At 68.7% G+C, this 20,096-nt stretch carries 17 protein-coding genes and 1 pseudogene; 10 read left to right on the top strand and 8 right to left on the bottom strand.

Annotated elements, in window-relative coordinates:
- Positions 1-5: 5 nt before the first annotated feature.
- From K2R93_17935 to K2R93_17915, 5 genes are all read left to right on the top strand, one after another.
- Complete coding sequence (locus K2R93_17935) at positions 6-752, top strand: hypothetical protein (protein ID MBY0491724.1); 747 nt, start codon at positions 6-8, stop codon at positions 750-752.
- Positions 749-1,486, top strand: coding sequence for a hypothetical protein (locus K2R93_17930; GenBank protein ID MBY0491723.1), 738 nt, complete (start codon positions 749-751; stop codon positions 1,484-1,486). The genes K2R93_17935 and K2R93_17930 overlap by 4 nt, the downstream gene beginning before the upstream one ends.
- Before the next feature lie 66 nt (positions 1,487-1,552).
- Positions 1,553-3,016 carry a carboxypeptidase-like regulatory domain-containing protein gene (locus K2R93_17925; GenBank protein ID MBY0491722.1) on the top strand — a complete coding sequence of 488 codons (1,464 nt, stop codon included), beginning with the start codon at positions 1,553-1,555 and terminating at the stop codon, positions 3,014-3,016.
- 28 nt (positions 3,017-3,044) lie between these two features.
- Positions 3,045-4,700 (top strand): FAD-dependent oxidoreductase, encoded by a 1,656-nt coding sequence (locus K2R93_17920; protein MBY0491721.1) that lies wholly within the window; start codon positions 3,045-3,047, stop codon positions 4,698-4,700.
- A gap of 80 nt (positions 4,701-4,780) precedes the next feature.
- Positions 4,781-6,142: a PrsW family intramembrane metalloprotease gene (locus K2R93_17915; GenBank protein MBY0491720.1), complete on the top strand. Its 1,362-nt coding sequence runs from the start codon at positions 4,781-4,783 to the stop codon at positions 6,140-6,142.
- Positions 6,143-6,151: 9 nt separating this feature from the next.
- Here K2R93_17915 and K2R93_17910 read toward each other — a convergent pair whose 3' ends face one another.
- The 5 genes and pseudogenes from K2R93_17910 to K2R93_17890 all read right to left on the bottom strand — a co-directional run bounded on the left by K2R93_17910 (position 6,152) and on the right by K2R93_17890 (position 11,355).
- Positions 6,152-7,186, bottom strand: coding sequence for a response regulator (locus K2R93_17910; GenBank protein ID MBY0491719.1), 1,035 nt, complete (start codon positions 7,184-7,186; stop codon positions 6,152-6,154).
- A 127-nt stretch (positions 7,187-7,313) separates the two neighbouring features.
- A pseudogene (locus tag K2R93_17905) lies at positions 7,314-8,417 on the bottom strand (HAMP domain-containing protein).
- Between the two features lie 51 nt (positions 8,418-8,468).
- Positions 8,469-9,089 carry a GNAT family N-acetyltransferase gene (locus K2R93_17900; protein ID MBY0491718.1) on the bottom strand — a complete coding sequence of 207 codons (621 nt, stop codon included), beginning with the start codon at positions 9,087-9,089 and terminating at the stop codon, positions 8,469-8,471.
- Positions 9,086-9,583 (bottom strand): cytochrome c biogenesis protein CcdC, encoded by a 498-nt coding sequence (locus tag K2R93_17895; GenBank protein MBY0491717.1) that lies wholly within the window; start codon positions 9,581-9,583, stop codon positions 9,086-9,088. The genes K2R93_17900 and K2R93_17895 overlap by 4 nt, the downstream gene beginning before the upstream one ends.
- A gap of 71 nt (positions 9,584-9,654) precedes the next feature.
- Positions 9,655-11,355, bottom strand: a complete 1,701-nt coding sequence (locus K2R93_17890) for an amidohydrolase (protein ID MBY0491716.1) — start codon at positions 11,353-11,355, stop codon at positions 9,655-9,657.
- Positions 11,356-11,439: 84 nt separating this feature from the next.
- Here K2R93_17890 and K2R93_17885 point away from each other — a divergent pair, with 84 nt between their 5' ends.
- The 3 genes from K2R93_17885 (at position 11,440) to K2R93_17875 (ending at position 13,490) form a co-directional block, all read left to right on the top strand.
- A complete protein-coding gene (locus tag K2R93_17885) occupies positions 11,440-11,910 on the top strand; it encodes a DUF2269 domain-containing protein (protein ID MBY0491715.1) in 471 nt (156 codons plus the stop codon).
- A 30-nt stretch (positions 11,911-11,940) separates the two neighbouring features.
- Complete coding sequence (locus K2R93_17880; protein MBY0491714.1) at positions 11,941-12,912, top strand: class A beta-lactamase-related serine hydrolase; 972 nt, start codon at positions 11,941-11,943, stop codon at positions 12,910-12,912.
- A gap of 119 nt (positions 12,913-13,031) precedes the next feature.
- Positions 13,032-13,490: a hypothetical protein gene (locus K2R93_17875; GenBank protein ID MBY0491713.1), complete on the top strand. Its 459-nt coding sequence runs from the start codon at positions 13,032-13,034 to the stop codon at positions 13,488-13,490.
- A gap of 101 nt (positions 13,491-13,591) precedes the next feature.
- On the opposite strand, the gene K2R93_17870 is transcribed toward K2R93_17875, so the two are convergent.
- The 3 genes from K2R93_17870 to K2R93_17860 form a co-directional block, all read right to left on the bottom strand.
- Complete coding sequence (locus K2R93_17870; protein ID MBY0491712.1) at positions 13,592-15,124, bottom strand: NAD(P)-binding domain-containing protein; 1,533 nt, start codon at positions 15,122-15,124, stop codon at positions 13,592-13,594.
- Positions 15,125-15,203: 79 nt separating this feature from the next.
- A complete protein-coding gene (locus K2R93_17865) occupies positions 15,204-16,574 on the bottom strand; it encodes an NAD(P)/FAD-dependent oxidoreductase (GenBank protein ID MBY0491711.1) in 1,371 nt (456 codons plus the stop codon).
- Positions 16,575-16,797: 223 nt separating this feature from the next.
- Positions 16,798-17,859, bottom strand: a complete 1,062-nt coding sequence (locus K2R93_17860; GenBank protein ID MBY0491710.1) for a hypothetical protein — start codon at positions 17,857-17,859, stop codon at positions 16,798-16,800.
- Positions 17,860-17,922: 63 nt separating this feature from the next.
- On the opposite strand from K2R93_17860, the gene K2R93_17855 reads away from it, so the two are divergent.
- Together K2R93_17855 and K2R93_17850 are read left to right on the top strand one after the other, a co-directional pair.
- Entirely contained in the window at positions 17,923-18,324 is a 402-nt protein-coding gene (locus K2R93_17855; GenBank protein ID MBY0491709.1) for a CBS domain-containing protein, read from the top strand.
- 41 nt (positions 18,325-18,365) lie between these two features.
- Positions 18,366-19,943: an FMN-binding glutamate synthase family protein gene (locus tag K2R93_17850; protein MBY0491708.1), complete on the top strand. Its 1,578-nt coding sequence runs from the start codon at positions 18,366-18,368 to the stop codon at positions 19,941-19,943.
- The last annotated feature ends 153 nt before the right edge of the window (positions 19,944-20,096 follow it).

The following is a 20,096-nucleotide window of genomic DNA, read 5'->3' as shown; positions in this document are numbered from 1 at the left end:
TTCGCATGACTTCTCGTGCTCTGCTGCTGGTCTCGCCTCTGCTGCTGGCCGCCTGCGCCGGTGGTGACGTCACCGGCGCCGATCGCCATGCACCGGCATCGGTGGCCCTCACCGTGAGTGGCGCCAGCACGCTCACCAGCCTGGGCGACACCGCTCGCGTGGCCCTGCGCGTCCTCGATGCGGGTGGCCAGGTCGTGAATGGCGCCGCCGTCCGCTGGCACGCCACACCGGCCGGCGTCCTCACCGTCCTCGCCGACGGCACACTGCGCGCCACGGCGAACGGGCGCGCCACGATCGTCGCTGAAGTGCCGCGCGCCGGCACCGGCGTGCGTCCCGATGGCTACTACATCAACGCGCTGGCCGACAGCGTGGTCGTCACGGTCTCGCAGCAGCCCGCGCGATTGCTGACCGCGGTGGATACCGCGTTCACCTCGCTCGGGGCCGTTCGCCCCATTCAGACCACCATTGCCGATGCGCGCGGGAATCCGCTGCTCGCCAATGTTCCGCCCGTGGTGTTTGCGTCGAGCAATCCGGCCATCGTGTCGGTTGATGCGGCGGGTAAGTCGCGTTCCGTCGCCGAGGGGAGCGCCCGGGTGGTCGTGCAGGCCGGCACGTTGAGTGGCACGGCCACGTTCACCGTGCAGCCGCGACGCCCGCACACCTCGTGCATGGTGTACGCGCAGCGGACCAAGAGCGCGCAGACGTGCATTACCGTGCAGCTCGTGATGCGCGAGAAGGGGACCTCGCCATGACCCGCACCCAGTGGATCGCACTCGCCTGCGCCGCGGGTGCCGTGCTCCTCGAAGCCTCCTCGGCGCGCGCGCAAACCGCGCCGGCCGGATGGGACCGTCTGTCGGTCACCGTGCGCCAGAGTGTGTTCGTCCCGGCCGGCGGTGGAGAGGCGTGGTCGCTCTTTTCGCGCGAGTTCACACCCGGCCCCAGCTCGTTGTACGTCGGCGTGGCCGGCGGTGAGCTGCGCTGGCGCGTGCGTGGCAACCTGGCGCTGATCGGCGGCGCCGAGTCGGGCGGGCGCACCATCAGCACCGAAGCGCGGAACGCGCCCGCGGGTACCGCGAATCCCATCCGTCAGTACACCACCCTCGGGCTGCGGTCGATGCAGTATGCGGGGGTGACCTGGATGCCGCTGGCCCTACCCTGGCGCGGCGCCGCCCCGGTGCGGCTGGGGGTCACGGCCGGCGGTGGGCGGGCGTCGTATCGCCTGCATCAGTGGGGCGAGTTCGTCGATCGCGCACGTCAGCTCACCTTTGCCGATGATCTGGTCTCGGGTGGGCGTGGCACCTTTGGCTATCTGGCCCTGCAGGCCGAACTCCCGCTCTGGCGGGGCGTCGCGCTGGCCGGCGATGTGCGTCGCCAGTTCGGTTCCGCCCCCATGTCCGTGGACTTCGCCGGCTTCGACCGCCTCGATCTGGGTGGCACCCGCGCTGGGATCGGCCTGACCATCACACCGGCCAGGCTGCGGCGATAACCGAGGGTCGAACGGTTCGGGCCGGGCCCGTGCCGCGGGGGGAGTGCGGACCATAGCTTTCTGGCGATGCGTCCGCTCTCCCCTTTTCTGCGTCGGCGTGGTCTCGCCGCGGCCCGCCAACTCCTGCTCCTCGGCTTCGTGGCCGTTGGCACGCCGCTCCTTGGCGTGCCGGCCGCCGCCGCCGCGCAGGCAGCGACCACGCCCGCCCGCAGCGGCCGACTCCGCGGCCTGGTGATCGACAGCCTCTCCGGGCGCATGCTCCCCGGCGCGCTCGTGCAGATCGTGGGCGACGGCGGCTCCACGTTCGTGGCGACGGCCACCGCCGATGCCTTCGGCGAGTACGTCGTACGCAATGTGCCGGCCGGGCGCTACATGCTGGGCTTTCAGCATCCCCTGCTCGATTCGCTGGGCATCGAAGCGCCGGCGCGCGCCGCGCTGGTGCGCGACACCGAGGAAGTGCGCGTCGATCTCGCGGTGCCCTCGCCGGCGCGGTTGCGGCGCTCGATCTGCGGCGCCGTCCCCGGGGCGCTCATCATGGGCTTTGTGCGCGATGTGCAGCGGAACCGCGCCGTAGACAGCGCCAGCGTGGCCGGCGAATGGCTTGAGTACGCGCTCGGTCGCACGGGGGTCACGGCCACGCGGCCGCGACGCGTCTCGACGTCGTTTGCGAGTGGCTTCTATGCGCTCTGCTCGATGCCCAGTCCGGGTACGGTCGTACTGCGCGCCTCAAAGAATGCCGACAGCACCGGCGCAATTGAAGTGAACGTGAGCGCCACCGGCTTCGTGCGGCAGGATCTCGTCATCGGGTCCGGCACCGCCGCGGCCAAGGGGCGCATTGCCGGTGCGGTGACGACGCGTGACGGCGCGCCCGTGGTGGGCGCGCAGGTGGCGCTCATTGATGGCCCGAACGCCCGGACGAATGAACGCGGGGAGTGGGCCATCACGGGCGCGCCCACCGGCACGCGGCTGCTCGAAGTGCGCGCGGTGGGCTTCTATCCCGACAAGCGCCTGCTGACGGTGAGCGAGGCCACGCCGCGCGTGGACTCGCGACTCGAGACGCTCAAGGCGGTGCTCGACACCATGAAGGTCGTGGCGAATCTCGGGCCGAACATCGTGGCCGAATTCAGTCAACGCCGCCGGACCCTACCGGGGCGCTTCCTGGGTCCCGAAGACATTGCACGGCGCGGCGCCACGCAGGTGTCGGAGCTGTTCAAGTCCGTGCCGGGCACCTATCTCGAAGTGCTGTTGCCCACGGACACCGTGAGCCAGTTCAACGGTGGTGCGGTGCAGAACGTCGGCAGCGACAACCAGCTCCGGATCACCATGCGCGGCGGCTTTTCCGAGAAGTGCCTGCCCACCGTGTGGGTGAACGGCCTGCAGCTCATGGAGCCCACGGCCGCCGACCTCGATGGCGTGATGCAGCCCGGGGATCTGATCGGCGTCGAGGTCTATGGCCCCACGCAGGTGCCGGCGCAGTTCCGCGTGGTGGCGAACGGCTGCGGCGCCATCGTGTTCTGGCGACGTCGCTAGCTGCGCGCCCAGGCGTGCGTCCGCGCCCGTGAATCGCCGCACGTTTCTCGCCACCGGCGCCGCGCTCCCGTGGCTCGGGCGTGCCGCATTCCCGGTGGCCGACGAGCGGCGCGCCGATGTCGTGATCATCGGCGGCGGATTGGGTGGCTGCGCGGCTGCGCTCGCGGCCACGGCCCGCGGGCTTCGCGTGACACTCACCGAACCCACCGCGTGGATCGGCGGCCAGCTCACGGCGCAAGCGGTCCCGCCTGATGAGAACGCGTGGATCGAAACGATCGGCGGCACTGCGACCTACCGTGAGCTGCGCACCCGGGTCCGCGCGCACTACCGTGCCATGCCCGCGCTGCGCGCCCCGGCGCGTGACAATCCGCGTCTCAACCCTGGCAACGGCTGGGTCTCGCGCCTCTGTGCCGAACCGGTCGTGTGGCACGACACGCTGCGCACCATGCTCGCGCCGGCGCTGGCATCGGGGCGGCTGACGATCCTGTTGGAGACCACGCCGATTGCAGCAGACGTCGAGCGTGATCAGGTACGCGCCGTGACGGTTCGCACCGCCGGCGCCGCGCGCGACACCGTGCTGCGCGCGCCCTGGTTCGTGGACGCCACCGAGCTCGGTGATCTGCTGCCGCTCACGAACGCCGAGCACGTGATGGGCGCGGAGGCGCGACGCGACACCGGCGAACCGCACGCCGCGGAGGTCGCGCAGCCCGACAATCAGCAATCGTTCACGGTGGTGTTCGCCATGGAGTATCGCGCGGGCGAAGATCATACGATCACGCGCCCCGACGACTACGCACGCTGGCGCGATCATACCATCGCGGTGAATGGCACGGCCTATCGGCAGCTGAGCTTCGACGAACCGGCGAATGCGAAGATCGGCTTTGACCCCGAGCAGCGTACCGGCTACTGGTCGTACCGGCGCATTCTGGACCGCACACTCTTTGCCCCTGACACGCTTGCGAGTGATGTGACGCTCGTGAACTGGTGGCAGAATGACTACGCCGAGGGTCCGCTGTGCGGCGTCCCGGCGCACGACGCCGCGCAGCACCTGCAGGCCGGCAAAGCGCTGAGTCGCGCGCTGCTCTACTGGCTGCAGACGGAGGCCCTGCGCCCCGACGGTGGCACCGGGTGGCGCGGGCTGCGTTTGCGCCCCGACATCGTGGGCACCGCCGATGGGCTGGCGATGGCCCCTTACGTCCGCGAGAGCCGGCGCATTCGCGCGATCACCACCATTCGCGAACAGGACGTCCTGCGCCCGCTGCGCATGGAGGCCACGGGCGCGAGCGCGGAGCGCGTCACCGCCACGCCATTCGGCGATAGCGTGGGGATCGGCCACTATGCGATGGACCTGCATCGCACCACGCGGGGCGACACCGGGGGCTACGGCGACACGCTCCCGTTTCAGATTCCGCTTGGCGCGCTGCTCCCGGTGCGCCTGCGCAACCTGCTGCCGGCGTGCAAGAACATCGGCACGACGCATCTCACCAACGGGTGCTATCGCCTGCACCCGATCGAGTGGAACATCGGCGAAGCGGTCGGCCATCTGCTCGCGCATTGCACCACGCATCGTCGCGACCCGCACGTGGTGCACCGGCGGACCGCCTGGCGGGAGGCGTATCAGCAGGAGCTGACGCAGGCCGGCGTGCGGCTCGCCTGGCCGTCACCGCTGCCGGAGCGCGGATAGCGCCAAAGCATTCCGGATGGTGGACAACCCGCACATGAAGCGCGCGCCATATTTTCGCTGACCCCTCCAGCGAGCAGCGTATGGCCACCCCAGCGACCGCCGCCTCCGGCGGATCCTTCTTTCTGGTCTGCATTGCCGGCCCCGATCGTGGCAAGCGCCTGCGCATCACAAACGACGTGGCGCAGATGGGCAGTACGCCAGACTGCAATCTGCTCACCGACGATCCCGAACTCGTTGGGCCGGTCGCCAGTGTCCGCCTCGTGGGCGATCGCGTACAGGTCGGTGCGCTCGGCACCGCCTCGCCCTACGTGGACGGACACGCCACGCCCTTTGCCGAACTCGGCGCGTGGCAGCAGATGCGTCTGGGTCGCTCGACCTGGGAGGTGCACGCCACCGTCGGCGCGACCTCGGTCTTCGACTTCGTGCATCGTATGGGAGACCATCTCTCCAATGCCGCCGGTATCGAGAAACCCGCGGAATGGCGCGCCGGAGAGATGTTCGCGAACGTCACCAAACAGCACGCCGACGAGGAAGTGGAGGAGTACTTCACCGTCGGCACCACCTTCACCACGCCGCAACTGGGTGAGATCGACACCAGTTGGCCACGCCCCTGGGTGTTCGTGCGCGTGGCCGTGCTGTCGCTCGCGCTCTACTGGGGGTTCACCTTTGCCTGGAACACCTTCGAGAACGTGAACCTCATCCCGGGGCTGATCATGATCGGCTCGCTGGCGATGCCCCTTTCGCTCGTGATCTTCTTTTTCGAGGTCAACGCGCCACGCAATGTGTCGCTCTACCAGATCACCCGACTGCTGCTCACCGGCGGGCTGGTCTCGATCGTGGTCTCGCTCTTTCTCTTCGACTTTACCGCGTCCCTCTCCGATTGGCTGGGGGCGGCCAGCGCCGGCCTGGTGGAAGAGACCGGCAAAGTGCTCACGCTCCTGCTGGTCGTGCGCAAGCCACGCTTCCGCTGGACGTTGAATGGGTTGCTGCTGGGCGCGACCGTCGGCGCGGGCTTCGCGATCTTCGAGTCGGCCGGATACGCGTTGCGGGCAGCGCTCAGCCCGGATGGCGGGATCACCGCCATGCGCGAAGTCATTTTCCAGCGCGGCATTCTGACGTTTTTCGGCGGCCACGTGCTCTGGACGGGTCTGGCCGGCGCGGCGCTGTGGCGCGTCCGTGACGATCGCCCCTTCACCCGTGACATGTTCTTCGACGCCCGCTTTCTGCGCGTGCTCGCGATCTGCATGGTGATGCACATGCTCTGGAACTCACCCTTCGCGCTGCCGATCCTTGGGGTGTACGGCAAGTATCTCGCGCTCGGCGTGGCCGCGTGGTCGCTCGTGCTCGGCATGATCCAGAGCGGGCTGCGTCAGATCCGGGATGCGCAGGGGCGCGAAGCGATGCGGCGATCCGGGCAGTCGCCCATTCCCCTGCTGAACTGAAGGGGCGCCTCAGGGATCGTCGAGCAGCGTCCGCACCGTCGACAGCAACGACGCCTGCGAGAAGGGCTTCGCCAGGAACGACACCTCCTGCCGCGCGATTTCGTGCGCCACGAGGTCGTCATCCGGATAGCCGCTCATGAGCAGCACGCGCAGCGCGGGATGTCGGCGGCGCGCTTCCTGCGCGAGGGCCGCCCCCGACATCCCCGGCATGACCACATCCGACAGCAGCAGGTCAAAGGACTCGCCCTCGAGCGCCATCAGCGCCGACTCGGCATCGCGCAGCACGCGCACCGTGTAGCCAGCGCGCGTGAGCAGCCGACGCGCCACTTCGGCCACACTCGGATCATCCTCTACCAAGAGCAGCCGCTCCGTTCCGCCACGCGGCATCTCCGGCGACTCCACCGAGGACGCCGGCACCGCGCTGGGCAATTGCTCCGGCAGATAGAAGCGGAAGGTCGCCCCGCGCGCGACCGTCGGATCCAGCTCGATCGCGCCGCCCGCCGACTGCAAAATGCCATAGCTGATCGACAAGCCGAGGCCGGTCCCGTGATCGCGCGTCTTGGTGGTAAAGAACGGTTCGAACAGACGGGGGCGCGCTTCGGGCGGCACCCCCGGGCCCGTATCGCTGATGCTGAAGCGCACGTACGTAGCCGTGGGGAGACCGAGCCGGACACGCTCCGCGTCGGGTGCCCGATCGACCGCGATCGACACCGTACCGCCCTGCGGCATCGCGTCGCGCGCGTTGGCGGCGAGATTCATCAGCACCTGCTCGAGCTGGCCGGGATCGATCAACACCGGCCCGACGTCCTCGGCGACATCGACGCGCAACGTGATGCGCTCGCCGAGCAATCGTTCCAGCAAACGCGCCGATTCCTGAATGGCCGGTGCGACCTCGATGACACGCGCGCTCACCACCTGACGGCGACTGAACACCAGCACCTGGCGAACGAGATTCGCCGCGCGCGTGGCCGACGTCAGAATGCCCCCCAAGCTCAGCGCCCACCGCCCCGTCGCCGCGCGCCTGCCCCAGCGCCAGCTCGGCATGCCCGATGATCGACGACAGGTAGTTGTTGAACTCATGCGCGATACCGCCGGCAAAGCCGCCCAGCGCTTCCAGCTTCTGGACCTGGCGCAGCTGCTCCTGCGACGTCGCCAGCGCGTTCGTACGCTCCACGATGGCATCGGCCATCTGGTTGAAGGTGCGTGCGAGCGTGCCGACCTCATCATCGCTGACCACCTGCGAGCGACGTGTCATGTCGCCGCGCGAAATGGCCTCGGCATCGCGCGTCAGGGATTCGATGGGCGCCACGATGCGCGCCGACATCCAGTACGCCAGCAGCAGCATCGCCACACTGACGCCGAGCCCGACCAGCACGTCCAGCATGAAGAGTCGGCGCGACGAGGCGTAGGCTTCATCGAGCGGGATCCCGACGAAGACAAACCACCCGGTCTCGACCGAGTTCGTTCGTCCGTACAGCCGCTCCGAAAGATCGATCTGACTGCGAATGACCGTGTCCGACCCTGGTGCGGGGACGGTCCCATCGTTGCCCACCCACGCCGGATACTGGCGACCCATCCAGCCGTCGCCATCACGGGTGCGGAGCACGACCGTGCCGATCGAATCGAACACGGTAAGCACCGACCCTTCCGGCAGCCGCTGGGTCAGACGCACGGACTCGAGCGAGTCGATCGGGATGCTCGCGCCGGCGAGGCGCACGCCGTTCCCGTCGCCCCGCGTGGGCTGTAGAAAGGTGATCAGCCACGGCCCGGGCGCGGTGCGATCGCGCTTGTGGGGCGGGCAGACGGTGAACCGACGGGTGGTGGTTGCCCGGGCGAGGCACTCAGGGGAGAAGACGGCCGCGGAGGAGTCATGCGCCACCGCCATGAGCTCGCCTTGCTCGTTCACGGCAAAGAGCGCCGCGTACGACAACGAGGTTTGCGATGCCAGGGCGCGAAACGCGGGATCGCGGGTTTCATTCGTCAGGCGCGCGACGCCAAAGGCGAGGACCTGCAACAGGGTGCGCGCTTCGCGAATGGTGGCATCGAGCGCCTGCCGCGCGGCCACGGCATTGTCGCGCGAGAGGGCGATGATGCGGGCCCGCTCCGCGGTCTGGCGTTCGCTCGCGCGGACAAACGCGAGCGCCAGAAACGCGACGGCCACGAAGAGCGCCACGAGGCGCAGACGTGCGCGCAATCCACGCGAGCGGCGGCCAGCGCGCTCCGCCGACCCCAACCGCTCCTCAGACCGCTCCGAAGTATTGGCAGGCATCGGCATGCTCGCGGATTGTACCAGCGGGTACCTGCGCCCGCCATCCGGCCGGGGTCGCTACCGCGGCGGCGCCTTCCACTCCGTGGCGAGGACGGCGCAGATCACCAGATCATGACGTTCGCTCCATTTCACGACGTGGCCGCGCAGCCGTCCCTCGGGCTGCATCCCCAGTTTGGCCATCACCGCCCCCGAGGCGGTATTGCCGGCGAGATGGCGGGCTTCGATCCGATGGAGCCCGAGCACGCCGAACCCGTACCCGCAGAGCGCGGCCGACGCCTCGGTGGCGAATCCCTGCCCCCAGGCCGGAACGGCAATCCAGTAGCCGAGTTCGGCACGGGCGTGGTCCCGTTCGAAGACGAGCCCGACGCCCCCTACCAGCGCGTCGCTGTCGCGGTGCGCGATGGCCAGGGTGAGGTGCGTCCCCTGCTGCCACTGGGCCTCGTGCAGGCCGATGAACGCTTCGGCGGCGCCGTCGGGATAGGGGTGCGGAATGGTAGCAGTGGTCGCCGCGATCCGGCGGTCGCCGGCGAGGCGCTGCAACTCCGGCGCATCGGCCACGCGGTACGGGCGGAGCCGCAATCGTGCCGTTTCCAGCACCGGGCGCGGCCCGGCGATGCACTCGGCAAAGCGTCGGGCAAAGCCAGCGAGCTCGCCGCCCTGATCGCTCCCTTCGCTCATGCCTGCTGCACGAGCCGGCGGTAGTCGCGGAACATCCGCGCGCGCCAGTGCACAATCATGCCGAATGCCAGCAGATAGAAGATCGCCGCCGTTTGCAGCGGCGAGATGAGATGCCCGATCTCTTCGTGCAACAGGAGGCGCAGCGCAAGCAGTCCGAGCAGGATGGCGAGAAAGGCCCGCGAGCGCTGCATGTACACCACGCCGTCGCGCCGCTCGAGCCTGGACGAGCGGACGAGCGGCCACGCGAGGACTAGCAGGCCGGTCAGAAACGCCGACACCGCCCACCACCACGGCACGCGGGCCATGGGCGCGAAGAACATCCCGAAGCCGGTGCTCATCGCGAACGGCGGGATCAGGATGGTCTTCTCGGTGACCGGCACCCGGGTTTCCCGCACGCGCCACGCCAGCAGCGCGGCACCGCCGAACACCGGCCCGATGCGCAGCACCGGCTTGAGAATCGGTTCGTACGAGAGGTACAGGTCCTGGAGGCTCACCCTCGGAGCATGGCCAGACGAACACGCATGGGCAAGGGAGTAATCCCTGACGCCCCCCGGCCCCGTCCCCCCTACGCGCTGTACATGGCCGTCCCACCCACCACGGTCTGCACGATCGTGATGTCCTTGATCTTCTCGGGTGCCACCGTGTGGGGATCGTCGGCCAGCACGACATAGTCGGCGAGCTTGCCGATGGCGATGGAGCCCTTGTCGTGCTCCTCGTGGGACGCATACGCGCCGTGCAGCGTGTTCACCTTGATCGCCTCGCTCACGCTGATCTTCTGATTCGCGCCCCACGTCGTGCCGTCCCAGCCGGTCCGCGTCACCATCCCCTGAATGCCCATCAGGGCCGCAAACGGACCCGGGCTGAAATCCGAGCCGGCGGCGGCGTGAATGCCCAGATCGAGCATGGAACGGAACGCCATGCTCCGCTTCATGAGCGCTTCGCCGTAGAAGGGGAACTTGTCGGTGTTGTAGTACGCGTAGGTCGTGAACATCGCCGGAATCGCATCCAGCTTTTTGATGCGCGCAAGCAGTGCGTCCGTCACCAGGGTGCCGTGCGTGATCTTGGGGCGCCCATCCGTGCGCGGAAACTTCTGCTGGGCCCGCTCAAACGCGGTGAGATACATGTCGATCGCCACGTCGCCGTTGGCGTGGCAGTTCACCTGAATGCCGGCCCGGTGCACCTTTTCGACCCAGGCGTCGAGCGTCGCCTGCGTCTCGGTCACGTTGCCGGTGTAGGTCGTACCGGGATACGGCTGGCTCAGCGCCATCGTGCGCTCGGAGAAGGAGCCATCGACGGTGTGCTCGGAGGTGGCGCCAAAGCGAATCCACTCGTCGCCAAAGCCGCTGCGGATGCCACTCGCGATCATGCTGTCGAGCATCCGCTCCTGCGCCTCGTAGCTCACGCGATGCCGCAGCTCGCCGCGCGCCCGCACATCCTGAATGGCGGCGAGATCGCCACCTTCGTGGTGCACCGTGGTCAGGCCGTAGCGCACGAACTGCTTGGAGATGTGCGCGATGCCATCGCGCTCGCGCCGCTCCTGCTCGGCGGCGCTGAACTGCGGCCGCCCGCCGACGGCATTGAGCATCCCCATGGCTCGATCGGTGACGCGCCCGGAGAGCTCGCCGCTCGCGTTCTTGTCGAAGGTCCCGCCCGGCGGCGCCGGCGTGTTCGCGGTGACCTTCGCCATCTCGAACGCGTTCGTGTTGTAGAAGGCCGTGTGACCGCCGCGATGCTGCACCACCACCGGGTGCTCGGTGCTCACCTGATCGAGATCGGCGCGGGTGAGCTGCCGCTTGTCCTTGAGCTTGGTATCGTCGTGGAAGTAACCGCGCACCCAGGTGCCCGGGGGCGTTTCGCGGGCCCGCGCCTTGAGCTTGTCGATGATGCTCTGGATGGTGACGAACTCCACCTCGAACGGGTTCCCCACCAGCACTTCGTACAGGAGCGTCGTGCCGCCGGCGTGGTTGTGCGTATCGATGAAGCCGGGAACAATCGTCATCCCCTTCGCGTCATAGAGGCGCGTCTTGGGACCGGCGAGGGCGCGCATCTCGGCGCTCGTCCCAATCGCCACGAACCGCGATTGATGCACCGCAAACGCCTGCGCCCGCGGCGCCGCGCTCTCCATGGTGTAGATCTTCGCATTGTACACCACCAGATCCGGCGGCACGGCCAGCGTGCGGCTCGGCGTCGCCCGCAACCACGACGGCGCCAGTGACGAGGCCGCACCGGCCAGAGACCACCCCATGAACTCACGACGAGAGCGCACGCAATCCTCCAGAGGTTGGGACACGCCGCTATTCTCGCACGTGGGCGAGTGGTCCGCGAGTCAGCCCCCCGCCAGCCCGCGGGTATGAGCTATCCCGACTACAAGCTGCTCCACCTTCTCGGCCTGGTGCTGCTCCTCGGCAACGTGACGGTCACGTCGGTCTGGAAGGTCTTTGCCGACCGCACCGGGAATCCCGTCGTGGTGGCGTTCGCGCAGCGCCTGGTCACCATCACCGACTGGTTCCTCACCCTCGGCGGCGTCCTGCTGCTCGCCGGCGGCGGCTATGGCATGGCACTCACCGCCGGCATTCCGGTCCTCGGCGCGCGCTGGCTCTCGATGAGCCAGCTGGGCTTCGCCATCTCGGGGGCCATCTGGCTCGGCATCCTCGTCCCGACGCAGGCGGCCCAGACGCGCGCCATCCGGGCCTTCCCCGCTGATCTGACCGAGCTGCCCGCGCACTACCGGCGCCTTTCGCGGCGATGGATCACCTGGGGCGTCATCGCGACCATTCCGCTGCTGGCCGCCATGCGCCTGATGATTCTCCGCGGGGGATGACGGGGGTGGTGCCGGGCGTACATTCTGCCCATGCGCCTCTCCCCGCTCACCTCGCTCGTTGCCCTCGTCGCCCTCGCCGGCGCGACGGTCCTCGCCGCCACCCCGTCGGTCGCGCGCGCGCAAACCACGCCGCCATCGGCAACGCCGGCGGCGACGCCAGCCGCGCCGCCCAACGCGATCCAGCAGGCGCTCCTCGCGCAGCTGCGTACGCGGCTCGATTCCATCGCCTCTCACGCCGATGGGGTGGTGGGCTACGCGGTTTACGACCCCGCCACCGGCGGCATGCCGATCGCGCGGCTCGAGCGCGCCGTGTTTCCCACGGCGTCCACCATCAAGCTCGCGATTCTCGATGAAATGTTCCGGCAGGCCGACGCCGGCACGCTCGATATCGACACGCCGCGCGCGATCCCCAAGAGCGCCGTGGTCGGCGGCTCAGGGGTGCTGCTGCATCTCACCGCGCCGCAGATGCCGCTCCGCGATATCGCCACGCTCATGATGATCGTGAGCGACAACACCGCGACCAACCTGCTCATCGACGCGGTGGGGATGGAGCGGGTGAACGCGCGCATCGCGACGCTTGGCGTGCCCGACGTGCGGTTGCGGCGCAAGATGATCGACGCGGCCGCCGTGCGTCGCGGTGACGAAAACGTTGCGTCGCCGCATGATCTGGCCGTGCTCGCGTACAGGCTGTGGAACGGCGATGGGCTCACCCCCGCCAGTCGCAATGCCGCTCGGCGCATGCTCTACGCGGTACCGGGGCGCATGCGCAGCGCTGTCCCCGCCACCGTGCGCGTCGCGCTCAAGACCGGCTCGCTCGACGGCGTGCGCGCCGAAGCGGCCGTGGTGGAAGTGCCCGGGCATCCGTTCGCGATTGCGGTGATGACGACGTATCTGGCCAACGACGAGCGCGGGTCGGATGTGATCGAGGCGATCACCGCCGAGGTCTATCGCACCATGGCGCGCCTCGCGGCGGGCGGTGCGTATGGGCGCACGATTCCCTAGGCTGCCATCGGCGTTCGCATTCACTGCCGCGAAGGGGCACGAAGGGCCGGAAGGGCACGAAGAAGACATCAATTTGGTGCTTCGTGACGCGACGCGGCCGTGGTGTGGTTCTCATGGATATGCGCGCACCCGCCTCGATCATACTCCGGTGCCGATGGTGCCACGCCGTCGGCGTCGTCGCCATCTCGCTGCTGGGGACCGCCTGCACCACCAGCACCGGGACGAACGAAGCCAGCCAGCTCGGTCGCTCCGTGCCGTTCCTGGTGGGCTCGAGCTACGAGCCGTACCCGGGCGGCGCGCTCCGCGTGTCGTTGCTCTCCGTCGACAATGATTCGCGCTGCCCGGCGAGCGTGCAGTGCGTCAGCAGCGGCACCGCCACGATCACGCTCGGCGTACAGATGGGGCTGGGACCCACGGTGCCCACGCCCGTCTCACTCGGCGCGAACAACACCGTCACCACCGGCTCGCTGCGCGCCACCTTCGACTCGCTGCTGCCCTACCCTGCCACGCCGGGGCCGATGCCGCCGCAGACGGCGTATCGGGCCTGGCTCACCTTTCGAGCGCTACCGCCGGATTGAGCGCGGTTTGAGTAGCTCGCACAGGGCACACAGAGGGCACAGAGAAGTCTGATCGTGGTTCACTGTGCCCTCTGTGTACCCTGTGCGAGCCGTTCCGCGAACTAGCCCACCAGTGACGCCAGCCGCGCATCGCCGCGCGCCGCCGCGATCAGGCGCAGCTCCTCGCGCTCCTCGTGCGTGAAGTCGGGCGACGTCACGACCCCGAAGGCCGCCGCGTCGTGCGCCACGCGCGCCGAGGCATCCGGCAGGGCGTCCGGGCCCGTCAGGCGGAACTGGGCCGGTGCGAGGGGGCCGTAGCAGAGCGCGCGCGCGAGTGCCGGGTCGTCGGCCAGATGCGGCTCCACACCGGCCAGGCGCGCGAAGCGGCGTGAGAGCACGTGCATGCGCTGCACCGTGTGCGTACCACGGGTGGCCTGCGCGGCCACGATGCGTTCCGCCTGCGCCGCGGCGCTGGGCATGGGCGCCTGCCCGCTCCACGTGTAAGCGATCAGGCGCGCCTGTTGCTCGAGCGTGGGGAAGAACGGACCACCGTGTTCGTAGAGCCCAATGCACGCGAGCCCGGGCAACGCCGGATGCCAGGTGAACGCGTCCCAGGTGGCGTCGTGCCGGTCGGGGGCGAGCGCCGCGCGCGCAGTGGGGCCGAGGAACGGCAGATCGAGGGCATAGCCCGTGGCGAGCAGCAGCGTATCGACCGCATCGTGCGAGCCGTCGGCGTAGTGCACCCGATCCGCGGCCACCTCGGTCATCCACGGCCGCGTGCGAATGCGGCCTTCGGCAACGAGCGTGAGATAGTGCGGCGAATGCGTGAAGCCGGCCGTGAGGACATCCTCGCTGTGCAGCAGCGCACCGTACTGCGTCGGATGACCACTCGTGCGCACGATCAGCGCCTTGAGCCAGGCACCGACGTGCGCGGGGGGCAGCGACTCCCACGCGAGCCCCGCGCCGCGCGTGTAGATACGATGCTCCATCGGCACACCGCCGGGGAGGCGTTGCATCACGAACCGATGGCGACGCGAAGACACCACCACGTCCACGCCGTGCGCGGCAAGATCACTGGCGATCTCTACGGCACTCACGCTGTGGCCGCCCACCAGCACGCGCTGCCCTGCAAACGCCGCCGCCCCGCGATACGCCGCCGCGTGCACCACACCACCGCCCCCCCGAAACGCGTCGAGCGCTGGCTCCGTTGGGAGCACCGGTGTGCGATGGCGGCCGCTGGCGATCACCACCCGAGCGAACGACTCCTCGCGCGCGGCTCCATCCGCCTCGTGCCACCGCACCCGCCACGCCGCACCGTGCGGCTCCACCTCGGTCACGGTGGCGCCGAAGCGTGCCTCACGCGCGAGCCCAAAGTGCGCCGCATAGTCGCGGAGGTAGTCGCCGATCGCCTCCGCCCGCGGATAGATCGGCAGCTCGGGCGCATGCGGCCGGTCGCTGAACGCCGTGGTAAGGCGCGACGTGTTGGTGTGCATCCCGCGCCACACCGAGCTGTCCGCGTCACCGGCGCGCCACTGCCCCCCAACGTCGCTCGCCCGTTCGAAGAGGACGGGCACGAAGCCCACCTGCTGCATCCAGCGTGCGGCCACGAGCCCCGCCGGCCCGGCCCCGATGATCGCCACGCGCGCGTTCGCCATGGGCCCAAAGCTACAGCGGGAGCACGCCCCCGCGCGCTCCCGCTGTGCATCCCCCTCGCAGTACATCACGACACCCGGGTTACGCCGCGCGCCGCCGCTCCGCCTCGCGTGACCGCTTGAGCAGGCGATGCACCGTGTCGCCGGTGATGAGCCGCACGCCACGCTGATGCGTGACATACGCCCAGATCCACGTCACGAACACCGACAACCGGTTCTTGGCACCGGCGAGATACAGGATGTGCACGAAGAGCCAGGTGAGCCACGCAAAGGTGCCACTCAGCTTCCGGCCAGCGAGCACCGCCACCGCCCGATGCTTGCCGATCGTGGCGAGGTCGCCCTTGTTGAAATAGCGGAACGTCTGGCGTGGCTTGCCGGCGAGTTCACGCACGAGGTTCTTGCCGACCAGGTGCCCCATTTGATTCGCGGCCGGTGCCACCGCCGGCACGGGCTTGCCGTCGTCGGTGAAGGTGGCGGCCGCATCGCCGATTACGAACACGTTCGGCTGCCCCTTCACACTCAAGTCCGGCTCCACGATGGCGCGTCCGGCGCGATCGACCGGCCCGCCGAGCATGCGCACCAGCGGCGACGCCTGATTGCCCGCGCCCCAGAACACCGTGTGCGCCGGAATGCGTTCACCGTTCGCGACCACACCACCGTCGTCGACATCGGTCACGACCGTGTTCGTCATGACGGTGACGCCCAGCTGCTCGAGCGCGCGCTGCGCCTTGGCCGACAGCTCCTCCGGAAACGTGGGCAAGACGCGCGGCCCGCCCTCAAGGAGCAGCACGCGCGCCTTCGCCGGATCGATGCGCCGGAACTCCCCCTGAATCGAGCGCGTCACTTCCGGTACCATCCCCGCGAGCTCCACCCCCGTGGGGCCCGCACCCACGATCACGAACGTCAGCAGCGCATCGCGCTCACCCGCCGCACTCGCCCGTTCGGCGGCTTCAAAGCTGAGCAGAAAGCGCCGGCGCATCTCGAGCGCATCTTCGAGGCTCTTGAGCCCCGGTGCATGCTGCTCCCACTCGTCATGGCCGAAGTAGCCATGCCGCGCGCCCGCCGCCACGACGAGGTAGTCGTAGGTCAGCGTGGTCGTCCCGCCATCCAGCGAGACGGTCTGGTTGAGCGCGTCGATGCCATCCACCTCGGCCATCACCACGGTGACGTTCGGCTGATGGCGCAAGACCCAGCGGATCGGGACGGCGATATCGGCCGGATGGAGCACGGCCGTGGCCACCTGATAGAGCAGCGGCTGGAAGAGGTGGTGATTGGTGCGATCGAGGAGCGTGATGCGCACCGGTGCGTCCGCGAGCTCGCGGGCGACCGAGAGGCCGCCAAACCCGCCACCGATGATCACGACATGCGGACGCGGATCAGCCGTGAAGCTCCCGGTGACGGTGAGTCGGGGGGGCCGAGGGAGCGGCCGGTTGTTCGGTTCGGTGCCAGGCATCGGAACTCCGGGAAATGGGTCTCACCTGAGATACGCCCCAAGCTTGTGAAAAGTTTCACAAGCTCAACCATCCCCCGCCATCCGTAGTTTCAGAAAACACTGTAGGGCAATGCCCGACAATCACTTACCCCCGCCGTACGTCTTCCCGCCGTACGTCTTCCCGCCGTCCAGCTCCCGCCGTCCAGCTCCCGCCGTCCAGCTTCCGCAGCTCAGGCTTCCGCCCCTACCGCAGTCCCCACCGCCAAGTCGCCGGATCCTCCAACCCCAGCAACCACACCGAATACCCCCGCAACCCAAACCGCCGCACCAACCGCAGTTTCTCCGAAAACGCCCGCGCATCCTCGATCCACGCGTGCTCGAAGACCCCGTCCCGCTCCCACATCGCGTACCACGCCTTCTGTCGCCCATCCCACGTCGGTCGCACGCCCGCGGCCGAGAGAATCTCCATGAGCCGCGGATACGCGATGTCCTCCCCCCGCGGTCGCGCGTCGCCCGTGCGCGGCGTGTACCCCGGGTACCAGTAGTCGGAGTATCCCGCGAGCCCCAGCGACAGCTTGGCCGCCGGCACGCCCTGCGCCAGCACGTACTCGAGCCCCGCCAGCATCCACGGATAGCCCGCGACCGGCCCCGGCGTCGATCCGCCGGTGTGCTGCGCGTACGTCATGTAGCTCAGGAAGTCGAGCGACTCGGCGAGCGCCTTGTAGTCGTACGCCGCGCGCCAGTAGTCGTGCATCCACTGGTGATACGGCAACGGCCCGGGCGCCTGCCCGGTGTAGGGCACAACGGCCGCACTGAGCGTACAGCGCGCCGCGTGCACGCTGTCGGCCGCTTCGCGCACGAGGGCGGTGAACGCGTCGCGATCGCTCACGTGCAGATTCTCAAAGTCGAGCTGAATGCCCCACACCTGTGTGTCGCGGCACAGCTGCGCCAGGCTATGGGCCGACGCGGTGCGCGCCGTGGCATTCGCACTGATGCGATGCAGCGTGGCGAGATCAAAGCCCGGGTTCATGACGAGCGGCATCAGCTTCACGCCGCGCGCGCGGGCGATCTGCACCAGGCGCGGCGCCATGCCGCCGCGAATCACGCCGGTACTGTCGATGCTGTACACCTGCGGGGCGATGATATCGATCTGCGACGCGTGGGCGGCGAAGTCATCGATCGCCAGCGAGTCGTTGCGGATATACCAGATCGACTCGAGCGGGGCCTTCGGGCCCGCCGACGGGGCGGCCGGCGGCGTCACGGCGGCGGCGAGCCCGCCAAAGAACAGGGCGAGATGCGAAATCATGGCGCCAACTTCACCGCTGGCGCACCGCCTCGCTATCCCCCGCGCGACGGGCTACACTCAGATATGCGTGTCTCTGAACTCATGCGCCCGCACGTGCGCACCATCGCCGCCCACGCCACCGTGGCCGAAGCCGTGCAATCCCTGGCCGACGCCCATATCTCGGGGATGCCGGTCATCGGGCGCGACGGGCGCGTGCTGGGCGTCATTTCCACGACCGACATTCTCGAGGCCGAGGCGGAGCATGACGATCGTCGTGCCCGCACCCAGCTGTTCGAGAACACGTTGGTCGAGGAGTTGATGTCGACGCCGCCGCTCGTCACCACCCCCGATGCGGATGTACGGGAAGCCGTCCGCTACATGCTCGACCACGGCGTGCACCGCCTGTTCGTGGTGCGCGGCGATGAGCTGGTGGGTGTGCTGTCGCAGACCGACATCACCCGCGCCATCGGGACCGGGGCGCTGTAGCCCTTCCGCTCGGCTGGTCCCGCCCGGATGTTTGCGGGACCATGCGCACTCTCTTCCTGGCTTCCTTCGCCACGGCGTTCGCGCTGGTGGCGGGGCTCGCGACCGTGTGGCCGCCGGTCATGTGGATGTTATTGGTGTTGGTGCCGCTATTCGGATTGGGCGTGGCCGACATGCTGCAGGTGCGGCACGCGGTGCGCCGCAACTTCCCGGTCATCGGGCACATGCGGTACATCCTCGAACGGATCCGCCCCGAGATCAACCAGTACTTCATCGAGTCGAACAGCGACGGCAAGCCGTTCAGCCGCAACGATCGATCGGTGATCTACCAGCGCGCCAAGGGCGAGCTCGACACGCTCCCGTTCGGCACGCAGCGCGATGTCTATGCGACCGGCTACGAGTGGATCAATCACTCACTGGCCCCGGTGCACCCCGATGAATCACAGCAGCGCGTGCTGGTGGGTGGCCCCGACTGCACGCTGCCGTACTCGGCGAGCATGCTCAATGTCTCCGGCATGTCGTACGGCTCGCTCTCCAAGAACGCCGTCCTCGCGCTCAACACCGGCGCCAAGATCGGCGGCTTTGCGCACAACACCGGGGAGGGCGGGCTCAGTCCCTATCACCTCGAGCCCGGTGGCGACATCATCTGGCAGATCGGCACCGGCTATTTCAGTGCGCGCGACCGGCACGGCAATTTCAGCGAGACCGAGTTTGCCAAACGCGCCACGCTGCCGAATGTGAAGATGATCGAGGTCAAGCTGTCGCAGGGCGCCAAGCCTGGGCATGGCGGCATTCTGCCGGCCTCCAAGCTCACGCCGGAGATCATCGAGATCCGCGGTGTCGAGCCTGGGAAGGACGTGATCTCGCCGCCCGCACACACGGCGTTCCGCACGCCGCTCGAGATGGTGCACTTCCTCAAGCGCCTGCGCGACGCGAGCGGCGGCAAGCCGGTGGGCTTCAAGCTCTGCGTCGGCAAGCGCCACGAATTCCTGGGCGTTGTGAAGGCGATGCTGCAGACCGGCATCACCCCCGACTTCATCACCGTGGACGGTGGCGAAGGCGGCACCGGCGCCGCGCCGCTCGAGTTCAGCGACAGCGTCGGCACGCCCCTCAACGAAGGCTTGAGCTTCGTGCACAACGCGCTGATAGCCACCGACCTGCGCGATCGCATCAAGCTCATCGCCAGCGGCAAGGTCACCACCGGCTTCACGATGGCCACGAAGGTCGCCCTGGGCGCCGACATGTGCAACGCGGCCCGCGCGATGATGTTCGCCATCGGCTGCATCCAGGCGCTCCGCTGCAACAGCAACCACTGCCCCACCGGCGTGGCCACGCAACATCCGGGGCTCGTGAACGGCCTGCACGTCGGCGACAAGAGCCAGCGCGTCGCCCGCTATCAGCGCGAAACCGTCCACAGCTTCTTCGACGTCCTGGGCGCCGCCGGCCTGCAGTCGCCCAAGGACCTCAAGCCCTGGTTCATCATGCGCCGCACGAGCCCCACCGACATCAAGAGCTACGCCGACATCTATCCGCACCTCGAGCCCGGGCAGCTGCTGCGGTCCGCCGAGGGAACGGGGATGGCGCGGGCGTGGGGGTTGGCGAGTGTGGAGCGGTTTAACTGAACGGCGTATACGTGGGGCGCACACGAACCGCGGTTCCCGCAGGACGTATGCGCGTCACGTATGCGCCGTACGTATACGCCCTGGAGTTGCCCCGAAAAAGTGGACGCGTGTCGGATCGATACTACGCGGCCATCGGCTGTTGCGCTTCGTACT

It is taken from the genome of Gemmatimonadaceae bacterium, assembly GCA_019752115.1.
In the GTDB taxonomy this organism is placed as follows: domain Bacteria; phylum Gemmatimonadota; class Gemmatimonadetes; order Gemmatimonadales; family Gemmatimonadaceae; genus Gemmatimonas.
The sequence above is the reverse complement of the archived record's forward strand: the minus strand, read 5'-3'. Positions and strand labels throughout refer to the sequence as shown.